General features: G+C 63.4%; 13 protein-coding genes and 2 pseudogenes. 5 read left to right on the top strand and 10 right to left on the bottom strand.

What is annotated here, in order from left to right:
• Nucleotides 1-88: 88 nt before the first annotated feature.
• The 6 genes and pseudogenes from AC5Y47_RS23515 to AC5Y47_RS23490 all read right to left on the bottom strand — a co-directional run bounded on the left by AC5Y47_RS23515 (nt 89) and on the right by AC5Y47_RS23490 (nt 4,566).
• Nucleotides 89-424: a putative quinol monooxygenase gene (locus AC5Y47_RS23515; protein ID WP_499946651.1), complete on the bottom strand. Its 336-nt coding sequence runs from the start codon at nt 422-424 to the stop codon at nt 89-91.
• Nucleotides 425-442: 18 nt separating this feature from the next.
• Complete coding sequence (locus tag AC5Y47_RS23510; protein ID WP_499946650.1) at nt 443-955, bottom strand: OsmC family protein; 513 nt, start codon at nt 953-955, stop codon at nt 443-445.
• A gap of 280 nt (nt 956-1,235) precedes the next feature.
• Nucleotides 1,236-1,568: a hypothetical protein gene (locus tag AC5Y47_RS23505; protein WP_499946648.1), complete on the bottom strand. Its 333-nt coding sequence runs from the start codon at nt 1,566-1,568 to the stop codon at nt 1,236-1,238.
• An 855-nt stretch (nt 1,569-2,423) separates the two neighbouring features.
• Nucleotides 2,424-3,368, bottom strand: a pseudogene (locus AC5Y47_RS23500) (serine/threonine-protein kinase); the annotation flags it as partial.
• Nucleotides 3,369-3,472: 104 nt separating this feature from the next.
• Nucleotides 3,473-3,955: an SRPBCC family protein gene (locus AC5Y47_RS23495; RefSeq protein WP_499946647.1), complete on the bottom strand. Its 483-nt coding sequence runs from the start codon at nt 3,953-3,955 to the stop codon at nt 3,473-3,475.
• A gap of 320 nt (nt 3,956-4,275) precedes the next feature.
• Nucleotides 4,276-4,566: a hypothetical protein gene (locus AC5Y47_RS23490; protein WP_499946646.1), complete on the bottom strand. Its 291-nt coding sequence runs from the start codon at nt 4,564-4,566 to the stop codon at nt 4,276-4,278.
• A 213-nt stretch (nt 4,567-4,779) separates the two neighbouring features.
• Here AC5Y47_RS23490 and AC5Y47_RS23485 point away from each other — a divergent pair.
• Nucleotides 4,780-5,153, top strand: a pseudogene (locus tag AC5Y47_RS23485) (HNH endonuclease).
• Between the two features lie 9 nt (nt 5,154-5,162).
• On the opposite strand, the gene AC5Y47_RS23480 reads toward AC5Y47_RS23485, so the two are convergent.
• Complete coding sequence (locus AC5Y47_RS23480) at nt 5,163-5,510, bottom strand: Mtp family mycobacterial-type pilin (RefSeq protein ID WP_499946645.1); 348 nt, start codon at nt 5,508-5,510, stop codon at nt 5,163-5,165.
• Between the two features lie 113 nt (nt 5,511-5,623).
• Between AC5Y47_RS23480 and AC5Y47_RS23475 the strand changes: the two genes are divergently transcribed.
• From AC5Y47_RS23475 to arr, 4 genes are all read left to right on the top strand, one after another.
• Entirely contained in the window at nt 5,624-6,016 is a 393-nt protein-coding gene (locus AC5Y47_RS23475) for a DUF732 domain-containing protein (protein WP_499946644.1), read from the top strand.
• A gap of 193 nt (nt 6,017-6,209) precedes the next feature.
• A complete protein-coding gene (locus AC5Y47_RS23470; protein WP_499946643.1) occupies nt 6,210-7,316 on the top strand; it encodes a dihydrodipicolinate reductase in 1,107 nt (368 codons plus the stop codon).
• Between the two features lie 57 nt (nt 7,317-7,373).
• Entirely contained in the window at nt 7,374-7,964 is a 591-nt protein-coding gene (locus AC5Y47_RS23465; RefSeq protein WP_499946642.1) for a TetR family transcriptional regulator, read from the top strand.
• 44 nt (nt 7,965-8,008) lie between these two features.
• Nucleotides 8,009-8,410: an NAD(+)--rifampin ADP-ribosyltransferase gene (gene arr, locus AC5Y47_RS23460; protein WP_499946641.1), complete on the top strand. Its 402-nt coding sequence runs from the start codon at nt 8,009-8,011 to the stop codon at nt 8,408-8,410.
• A gap of 180 nt (nt 8,411-8,590) precedes the next feature.
• Here arr and AC5Y47_RS23455 read toward each other — a convergent pair whose 3' ends face one another.
• From AC5Y47_RS23455 to ychF, 3 genes are all read right to left on the bottom strand, one after another.
• Nucleotides 8,591-9,031: a PIN domain-containing protein gene (locus AC5Y47_RS23455; protein WP_499946640.1), complete on the bottom strand. Its 441-nt coding sequence runs from the start codon at nt 9,029-9,031 to the stop codon at nt 8,591-8,593.
• Nucleotides 9,028-9,267 carry an AbrB/MazE/SpoVT family DNA-binding domain-containing protein gene (locus tag AC5Y47_RS23450; RefSeq protein ID WP_499946639.1) on the bottom strand — a complete coding sequence of 80 codons (240 nt, stop codon included), beginning with the start codon at nt 9,265-9,267 and terminating at the stop codon, nt 9,028-9,030. The genes AC5Y47_RS23455 and AC5Y47_RS23450 overlap by 4 nt, the downstream gene beginning before the upstream one ends.
• A gap of 84 nt (nt 9,268-9,351) precedes the next feature.
• Nucleotides 9,352-10,425 carry a redox-regulated ATPase YchF gene (gene ychF / locus AC5Y47_RS23445; RefSeq protein WP_499946638.1) on the bottom strand — a complete coding sequence of 358 codons (1,074 nt, stop codon included), beginning with the start codon at nt 10,423-10,425 and terminating at the stop codon, nt 9,352-9,354.
• Nucleotides 10,426-10,458: the final 33 nt, after the last annotated feature.

The raw sequence follows: 10,458 nt of genomic DNA, 5'->3' as shown, positions 1-10,458 counted from the left end.
ACCGGAGGCAACACCCGCACCCGCGGGTGTGCTCGCGCAAGCGAGAAGACCCGATGACGCGCAAGCGGCATAGGGAATCCCGCGATCTTCAGTCGCGGGAGAAGGTCAACTTCATCTCCCCCATCTCCGACCAGCCCGTCGCGTCCAGGGTCTGGCTGATGATCTTGGGCGTGGTCGCCAGCGCCTGGGGCAGTTCTTGCACTGCCTTCTTGAAGTGGTCGCTGTTGACGTGGACTCCGCCCGCGTCACCGTCTCGAAATGCCTCGACCAACACGTACTCCGCCGGGTTCTCCAGGCTGCGCGACCATTCGAACCACAGGTTGCCCTCTTCGGCGCGGGTGGCCTCGGTGAAGGACGCGACGAGTTCCGGCCACCGGTCTGTCCAGTCGGGTTTGGTTTCGAACTTGACGACGATGAAGATCATTCCCGCAGGATAACGGCGTCAGCTGAGCTCTATCCGGGTGGTCACCGGGGTTGCGTTCCGGGTCAGGTCGAGCACCGGACAGTGCGCGTCGACCGCCTGCTGAAGTTCGCGGTAGCGCTCGGCGGTCTCCGGTCCGGTCACCTTGACGACCACGCGGACTTCCTGGAAACCGGAGCGGACGCCGGCGTCCAAACCGAAAAAACCCCGAACGTCGAGGTCGCCTTCGGCGCGGGCGGTGATCTCGTCGACCGTGATGCCCAGCTTTTCGGCCCAGAAGCGCCAGGTCACGATCTGGCAGGACAGCAGTGAGGCCAGGTAGTACTCGACGGGGTTCGGCGCCTTGGCTTCCCCGCCGAGAGCGGGTGGCTCGTCGACCTCGACCTGGTACTGGCCGAGGGTGATGGTGCTGGCCACTGCGTCGTGCGCTGCGGCGGTGGCCTGAAAGACCACCTGGGCGTTGGCCGGGTCATTGGCGACGGCGTCCGCCGTGGCGCTGATGACGCCACCAAGTTGACTGGTCGAGGATGTCATCGCGCAATCTTACGAAAGCGCATAGCGAGAATCGACCTTCCCGCTCGGCGTGAATCGAATGAAATCCGAATTCGTGGCCGGCGGGTTATCACATCAATAGAATCGTTACAAATTCCTATTGTCTTTGATGTGAAATGTGATTTTGGTATCCGAACCACACCCCGCGGCGCATTGTGACACAACCCACAAATGGGCCGGGGGGTGTAGCTGCGGTTATCGATCCAGTATGTGAGCCACGTCGCAACGACCGTTTGTTGCCCAAATCACTTCGGGAAGTGAACTACTCGACCGGTGCTTCCGGTTCGCCGACGGGATCGGGAGCCGGTTCCATGACGTCGGGAGCCGGCGGGGCGAAGTCGGGTGCGACAGCGTCGACCAGCACAGGCGGTGCGTCTGGCGCGGGCAATTCACCTTCGGGCAGCTCATCGGCGGGAAGAAACATATGGTGGGTGAAGCCGGCCTGGTAGGCCCCGGCACCGCCGATGCGCACTCCGCCGCCTTCGCCACTGGAAACCGGCGTGCCGTCGGGGAGCGTCACCGCGGTGTGCCCGCCGTTCCACCCGATCACCAGGGCGTTGGGAGCGGTGCCGTGCTGGAAGCCGCGGGCCGCCAATGCGGCTTCTTCGTTTCCGGTATTGAACCTATTTCCGAAAATCGGCCTATCGCTTGCCGCATTTGCGACCCACGAAGCAAGCCCTGAACAGTCGGTGCCCGCCGGAGAATCTCCACCCGGAACGTAGGGCGTCCCGGACACCTGATTAACGAGTGCTAAAAGCGTTGCAAGTGCAATCATGATCGGCACGCTACCCAGAGAATGTATAGCGAAACAAAATTTGTGGTGCCGGTCACGCCATTCCGAATACGCCATTGACCTGCACATACCGCAGTGAGGTCACGCATAAATCAATAAACTGAAACAGATGTGGTTAGTGTGGCAAATGACAATAGTCAGCAAATTACGCTACTGCGTCGATGAGCACGCTGAGCAGGTCTATTGTCAAGTCGTATTCAACACGAGCAACTCGCGCCATGACGTATGGCGGGGGCATGACGGGCCATAATCAATGGTCGCGGGTGCGGCAGGCGGCTCATCACTTCGCATTGCGGGCGTGGGATGGGTCACATGTAGTCGCCGGTGCCGATTGGCGCACATTTCGGCTGAGCTGGCGCGTTCTGCGACTTGAGCAGAACCCATTCCTGCTCCGCCATACCAGCTCTGCCTCATCTGCCCTTTGACGGACACCAGCAGCAAGATGGCCACAGCGGCGAGTAGAGCCAGCCCAATCGCGATGCCCACCCACAATCCCCTACTTGGCTTGTACGGGTCCTCGAGGCCAGAGAAATCCATCCCTTTCGTCGCCCCTGATCCAGCGCCGGCGTCGACTACTGCAGCTTCTGGAACAAGAAGCCGGTTATTGGCGCCTACCGATTGGCCGCGTTCATGCGAAACCCTGAGTCCCGCGGGACCCGAATTCTCTTGCACCCGTTGGGGGTTCGGGGTTCTGGTGCCGGTGCCATTTGGCTTCTTCAGCAAAGGTTGGGTTCCTAAGCGATCTACACGATCAGTAGGTGCAGTAGTTGGGCCGATCAGTTGCAACGGCGTGCTGATGGCCTCGCGGGCAGCATTGGCCAACTCGATGGTCGTCGCATAGCGGGTGTCGGGATCTTTCGCCATCCCTGTAGCGATTACCTGGTCGATCTGGGTGGGCACATCAGGTTGGGAGGTCGACGGTCGCGGCGGCGGCGTGTTCAGATGCGCGGCAACCAGGTGCGCCATCGTGGCACCGACAAACGGTGGGAGTCCGGTCAAAGCTTCATACAGCACGCAAGCCAGCGAGTAGACGTCGGCACGGGCGTCCTCGTCGGCTTGGGGATCTAGACGCTCGGGTGCGATATAGGCGAACGTGCCGATTGTGTTGCCGGTCTTGGTCATTCGAGTTTCGTCAGCGGCGCGAGCGATCCCGAAGTCGATCAAGTAGGCAAAATCGTCGTGGTCGAGCAGGATGTTTGACGGCTTTATGTCGCGGTGTAGCAGACCCACTCGGTGCGCCGCGTTCAAGGCCTTAGCGACTTGCTCGACAATGCGCACCGCACGGGCCGGTCTCAGGGGCCCGTCGACCAATGCAGCAGCGAGGTCACATCCTTCGATCAGGCGCATGTCGACGTAAAGACGGCCTCCGATCTCGCCGTAGTGGTGGATTGGGATGACATGGGGACTGTTCAGTCGAGCGACAGCATGCGCCTCGCGGCGAAATCGTCGCTGGAACTCGTCGTCGCCAGACAGATGTTCGGGCAGCACCTTGAGAGCGACAATTCTGTCGGTTTCGGTGTCATGCGCTCGCCAGACTTCCCCCATGCCGCCGCGGCCCAGCGGTTCCAACAGCAAGTAGCGTCCGAACGGCGTCCCGTCCATCTACGCCCTCCCCAGTTCGGCGAACCTCGACACGATAAGCCGCGAGAAGGCCGAAAAGCGATAGAGAGAGCATTGTTGACGTTGCCGAACCAGCTACGGCAGCGTCAGTGACCTTGCTCAGGTTCTGAACGGCGTTCCGCGAGCGCGGATAATCGCGCAAGGCACTCCCGATTGCGGGGGTACGCGGCCATGAGAGCCAGCCGCCGCGGAATCAAGCTCAGCGGCCCGCCCAACGGTACCTCGGCCATCTCGATCAGACAGCCTCCCGCGTCAGTGTCGCTCAGGCGCACCGTGATTCGCGCGCCGCCAAGCGGTCGCCCCTTCGCCAGGAGCACGAGTTCGGTGACCGGTACGCACACTTCGACTTCGGTCTCGTCGTTCAATGCGACGGGCCACACCCCGATGGTGTGGTGGATCAGGCTGCCGGGCGCCGGCCAGTTCGGATCCACGGCACGCATTCGGCTGTTGCCCACGACCCACTGCGAATACGTCCATCCGTTGGCCATCACGTCCCAGACTTGACGGCGCGAAGCGGTGGTCTCACGCCGCACGGCAAGCGCGCTGTCGACCTCGGGGGGTTCTTTCATCGATAGATCACTCCTTCAATCCGTCCAACAGGATCTTTGCTGCCGCCTCAAGATGCCGGTTGCCCAGTGCGACTGCCACCAGCCATGGCTACCCGGCACCGGCGGCGCAAAACGACAATCCTTATCTGTGTGACCTAGCCAACGCGGTCCTCCGATCGGCGAATACACACCGGCTTGGCTGGTCAGCTGACAATGGGACGCGCGCGTGGCCCACGGTGTGACACGCTGTGCACACCTTGCTCCTCGACAGTGGTGGTGTGGGGACCGACGTTCCAGCTCAACGAGGGTAAGCCCTGCTAACGGCGGCTCCGAGGCGTGGTTCAGTCCGGGATCACCCAGTCTGACCACCGGTTGGCGGGGTTGACCCGGTAGGAGCCGGGGAACGTGCGCGCCATGACGACGGGCATCGCTTCGGTCCCCCAGGGCGTTCCCTGCCTCTTCCACACCTCGGGGTCCTGGCACGACAACTCGAACGTGAGTTGCACCGGTATCGATCTGGGTATGGCCTCCGCACAAGCCTGACCGGCCGTGACCGTTCTGTCCGCACGAGCGCTGGGCGCCAGGACCATGGGCACCGCCACCAGCGTGACCGCTGCAAGAAATTTGAGCATCGAGTTCTCCCGTCGCGGCAGGACGCGCTCGCCAAGTCGACGAGTGGTTCCCCACCGAATCTACGAGCGTCTGACGCTGTGTGACAGTGTGCGCCGTGCCTGAACTCACCTGGCGCGGTCACAGTTCGCGCCACCCGCAGAGGTGCGACATTGAACACGGTTGGACGCATTTCGCTGCGCCACACCGCACTCCGGCGCCGTTAGCGTTGTCCGATGGTGTCAGCCCGGCGCCCCACCCGCGCACAGCGGTACGCACGCCGCCGCAAACGGCGGATGGCCGGTCACGTCCATGACCGACAGATGCGCAATGGGACGCGCTCAAGTCCGGATGGGGAGGCTGCGCCTACTGCGGCGCGACGGGCTCTGCACTGCAGAAGGACTGCATGTTGCCCATCGCCAACGGCGGTCGGTACACCTTGGCCAATGTGGTGCCCAGCTGTCCGTCCTGCAACGCGAGCAAGTGCAATGCCGAAGTCACCACCTGGATGCGACGCAAGAAGCTCGACGAGGGTAGATTTCTGCTGCGGCAAGCCGAGATCGTCGGGCTGATCACCGCGCCTTCACCGCGAATTACGTTGTCCGACTGAGCTTTCAGGCTAGACCGGAGTCCAGATGCTGTGGTTCCAGAATCCCCACGCGCCGACAGTGGGGTTCCACAGCAACTGAGCGCCCGGCGCCCAGTCCGGTTGCGGCGGCCGCGGCGAGGCCCAGCCCGGCGGGGGACCCCACGGCCCCCAACCGACGAAACCGGAGTTCTGCCAGTCGTGGCACTGGTGCCAGTCCCAGTTGTAGATGTCCTGCCAGGCAGGGTCCCAGTACTCCCCTGGACACCAGTGATTGCTGGGCAACGGGGCTGGAGCCGCCCGGGCGACGCCGCCCGCCAACACTGACATCCCCAACCCGACAGCTACCAGTGCCGTCGTCAACCGACCTACGGTTCGCATCTGTCAAGACTTTCCCTCCACTCACACTCCTGGCAAGTGTCGATTTCACGCGGCGGGCGCTGATCGTCGGCGCTCGCTAAACTGCGGTGGAATCAATCCCGGGGAGGCGTGTCATGGTGCGGGTAGCCATAGCGTTGCTGGTCCTTGCTGTCGCGTTGGCCCCCTCGGCACTCGCCGACACCAAAGACGACGCATTCCTGGCCAACCTCAACACCTCCGGGATGAACTTCGGCGCGCCCGACAAGGCGATCGACATCGCAAAGACCGTCGTCTGCGGGTCGCTGCGGGAGAACCCCAGCACCAGCAATGCGGACCTGGCCGCCAAAGTCGTCAGCGCCACCAACTGGCCGTCACTCAACGCCGCGTACTTCACCGGCGCCGCCATCCAGGCCTACTGCCCCCAGTACGCGGGCGAACTCACTGCACCGTCGGTACCCAGCAAAGTCCCCACCGCGCCCAGCACGCCTCCGTCCGGGCCGACGACGCCGAGCGTTCAATCGGCATGACGGCTCGCAGCCGAGCCTGAACACGCCAACGAGCAGAGAGCTGCCATCGGCTGTCGCCCCGTCGGCTTGTCGAACAAATCACTGGTAATCCTTACTAGTATTGCCTACAGTAGGGAGGCCGCGCACGGCAGGTTGCTTCAACTGCCTTGGGACGCCGGGTTAAGCCGCCCGCGAAGCTCGAGAGGCAACGACGATGAGCGCATCTCTCGGTTCTGCGACCGCCAAGCGCCGCGTGGTGCACGTCGGTACCGGCATGACGGGAAGCGCGGCTCTCCGCGCGATCATCGATGACCCCGCGCTGGATCTAGTCGGAGTCAAGGTCTCGACACCGGCGAAGGTCGGCCAAGATGCGGGCCGGTTGTGCGGACGTCCCGAGGTCGGCATACGCGCCACTGACGACTTCACCGCGGTCGTGGACGCCAAACCCGACTGCGTCGCCTACTGTGCGACCGCCGTCCGCCGCGAAAATGAGGTCATCGCCGACATCGTCGGTTACCTCGAGGCCGGCATCAACGTCGTGACCATCTCGGCCATCCCGATGGTGTATCCGAAGGCAGCTCCAATGCGATGGCGTGAACCGATCCAATGCGCTGCAGGACAAGGCAACGCCACGTTCTACGCGACCGGCTGCGAACCCGGGTTTGTGAGCCTCAACCTGCCGACCGCGTTGCTGACCGGCGCCGGTCTCGTCGACTCCTACCGCATGGACGAGTACGCGCTCGACCTCGACCTGGCCTACCCGATCTGGGAGGTCCTGCACGAGTCGATGGGCTTCGGAAAACCCGACGGTCACGTGCCTATCCGCATCGCGGTGGGCAAGGTGAACAACGACTGGGAACCGGTCGTGCGCTACATCGCCGACACGTTGTCGGTTGACGTCGAGACAGTGGCGTTGGACTGGGAGACCATCCTGGCGCCCGACGATCTCGACACCGCGCTGGGGGTGATCGAAAAGAACACCATTTGCGGTCATCGCTGGCAACTCGCCGCGATCAGCAATGACCGCCCAGTCGTGTCGGTGCAGTACTTCGCCACCGTCACCTCCACTCCCTGGCCCGACAGCTGGCCGCGCCCAGCGCAACCCGGCCAGGGTGGAATGGTGTTCCGCATCGCGGGCTCACCCAACATGACTCTCGAGCTACGTTTGGACCCCGCACCCGGCGACTCCACCAATCCCGGCGTCGCCGCAACGGCAATGGCGGCCGTCAACGCCATACCTGCTGTCATCGACGCTGCACCTGGACTGATTGGGGCGCCCCTGGCGGGTCCCCCAGTCGTCACCCGTCAGATCCGGCGCTGAGTGTCACCGCAACAGTCGGCGCGACGAGCACGCGGCACCCTGAGCGCAGATGCGATCGTGGATACCGCCTTCGCAATAGCAGCGGAGTCGTCGGTCGACGAGCTGAGTATCCCGCTGGTCGCCAAGACGTTGGGTGTGGGAGTGACCAGCGTCTACTGGCACGTTCGCAACAAATCAGAGCTCCTGGATGCCATGACGGACCGGGCTTTACGCCGCAGTGGGATGCCGGCCTTCGTCGATTCCGACGATTGGCGCGATTCCTTGACGACGCATGTGCGCGGTGTGCGACAGACTTTCCTGCGCGATCCGGTGTTGACGGATCTGATCCTCATTCGCGGTGCACTGAGCCCAATGGCGCAACGGCTCGGTGCACAGGAGACCCAGAAAGCGATCGCCAGCATGATCGCGGCGGGCCTCGATGAGCAGACGGCCTACGAGACGTACTCAGCGGTCTCAGAGCTGGTTCAGGGGTCGGTACTTCGCGGTCGATTGGCCCAAAAGCACTACGCGGCCGGGTTTTTGATTGCCGACGCGTCCGGCTTTTCCGCTACCGCACCCGCGCAGGATGATCGCGCGTTCGAGTTGCTGCTGACCGCCTTGCTTACTGACGTCACGCGTCGAATCGCGGAAGGCAGACCGACCGCATGACTGACGGCCGCCGAAGCGCGCCGCAGTAGCCGTAACCTGAGACAGTGCTGGACGAAGGCCCGTTTTTCCATGGAACGAAGGCTGAACTGAAGACGGGGGAACTGCTCACCGCAGGCTTTCGCTCCAACTACCGGCCCGAAATCGTGATGAATCACATCTACTTCACCGCCCTGCGCGACGGCGCCGGACTGGCTGCCGAGCTCGCCGCCGGCGGCGGCACGCCGCGGGTGTATCTCGTCGAACCGACCGGTGAATTCGAGAACGATCCGAACGTCACCGACAAGAAGTTCCCCGGCAATCCGACCCGCTCTTACCGGAGCCGTGAACCGCTCCGGGTCATCGCAGAAGTCGAGGACTGGACGCGGCTGTCGCCCGAGGCTCTTCAGGCGTGGCACGACCGATTGGCCGCGCTACGCGCGGATGAGCGCGGCGAGATCATCAACTGAGCAGTGTCGCAACGGAACCCCGTCGCGGTCGTCAGTATTGCCCGGACGGGGGTTCATCGATCGACCGGCCGGTTCTGCCACTGCGTGCCGGATCTCGGCGTCGTCCCGTCTCTCAGTTGCTTCGAGACGACTTTCGACGTTCGATGAGGCGCCGTTGTCTCTCGACCGGATCGCCGGCGGTCACTGAACGCCCCCGACGTCGCCGACAAGCACTTGGACGGCAACACCAAGCGCCTCGTAGGTAGACCGCGCCCGTGCATCTCGAGTGGCCAAGACGGCACCGTGCTCGCGAGCGGCCAAAGCCACTAACCCGTCGTATGTTGCGCCACCGGCAATACCTCGTCGCGCGAACTCGCGATGTGCGGATCGCGCGGCGCGCGCACCGAGTTGCAGCGACGCAGCGAAGTTCCCATCGATCAATGCCACTGCGTCGGCAGCATCGACGCGAGCATCGCCGGGCAACCGGGTCAGGACCGAGTACGTCTCAGCCAGTGCGTGCCCACAAAGACCCAGGGTTCGACTCTCCGCCCACGCAGCGACCACCGCGTGGTGAAGGTGCGATGTCATCAGCAGCGGTACCGCGACACTGGTGTCGACCGCCGTGACGGGGACGGTCGTCAACGTCGCCCGGAGTCGATCAGAGCAAACATCATCTCGTCGGTAACCTCGGTGTCGGCACGAGCCACCAAGCGCCCGTTCGCATCCCGCTCGAGCCGCGCTGTCCTGCCACCAGGTGTTAGCTGCAATCCGGTCCCGTACGGCGAGATGTCCACCGTCGTACCCGGCGTCAAGCCGAGCGCGTCACGAAGGTGCTTCGGAAGCACGACACGCCCCCCAGAATCGATCACTGCTTCCATGGGAACATGCTACCAGTGAAATCCCATTTTCAGGGGGGTGAAGTCCAAGTAGACGATGTCTCGAATCGCATCCGTCCGCTCGACTTAGACGTTGAACCTGAACTCCACCACGTCCCCATCGGCCATCACGTAGTCCTTGCCTTCCATCCGGACCTTGCCGGCCGCCTTGGCCGCGACCATCGAACCCGCCGCGATCAGGTCGTCGTAGGAGACGATCTCGGCCTTGATGAAGCCCTTCTCGAAGTCGGTGTGGATCACCCCGGCCGCTTTCGGCGCGGTGTCACCCTGATGAATCACCCACGCGCGCGCCTCCTTCGGCCCCGCCGTCAGGTAGGTCTGCAGCTTCAACGTGTGAAAACCCGCCCGCGCCAACGCATCCAGGCCCCGCTCGGTCTGTCCGATCGACTCCAGCAGCTCCGCAGCGGACTCGTCGTCGAGTTCGAGTAATTCGGATTCGATTGCGGCGTCAAGGAATACGGCGTCTGCTGGTGCGACCAACGCACGCAACTCGGCGACCCGGGCGGCGTCGGTCAGCACCCCTTCGTCGGCGTTGAAGACATAGAGGAACGGTTTGGTGGTCAACAGGTTCAATTCCCGCAGCAGCGAGGTGTCCACTCCGGCGCTGAACAACGTCTTGCCGCTGTCGAGGACCTGCTGGGCATTCAACGCCGCGTCGTGCAACGGTTTGCGGTCCTTGTTGGTGCGGGCTTCCTTCTCCAACCGGGGCAGCGCGCGTTCCAGCGTCTGCATGTCGGCCAGGATCAGCTCGGTTTCAACGATCTCGATGTCGGACCGGGGATCGACCTTTCCTGAGACGTGCGTCACATCGTCGTCGGAGAACACCCGCACCACCTGGCAGATGGCGTCGCATTCCCGGATGTGAGCCAGGAACTTGTTGCCCAGACCGGCACCCTCGGACGCCCCGGCAACCAGACCGGCGATGTCGACGAAGGTCACCGGTGCCGGGACGACGCGCTCGGACTTGAACAGTTCAGCCAGCTTGTCCAGGCGCGGATCGGGCAGCGACACGACGCCCTCGTTGGGTTCGATGGTTGCGAACGGGTAGTTGGCCGCCACCACGTTGTTGCGCGTCAACGCGTTGAAAAGAGTCGACTTGCCGACGTTGGGCAAACCCACGATTCCCAGGCTCAGGCTCACGGGAAGCCAAGTCTACGGGGGACGCCAACGGCG

It is taken from the genome of Mycobacterium sp. NGS22, from assembly GCF_059813095.1.
This window is presented reverse-complemented; position numbering and strand designations above follow the sequence as displayed.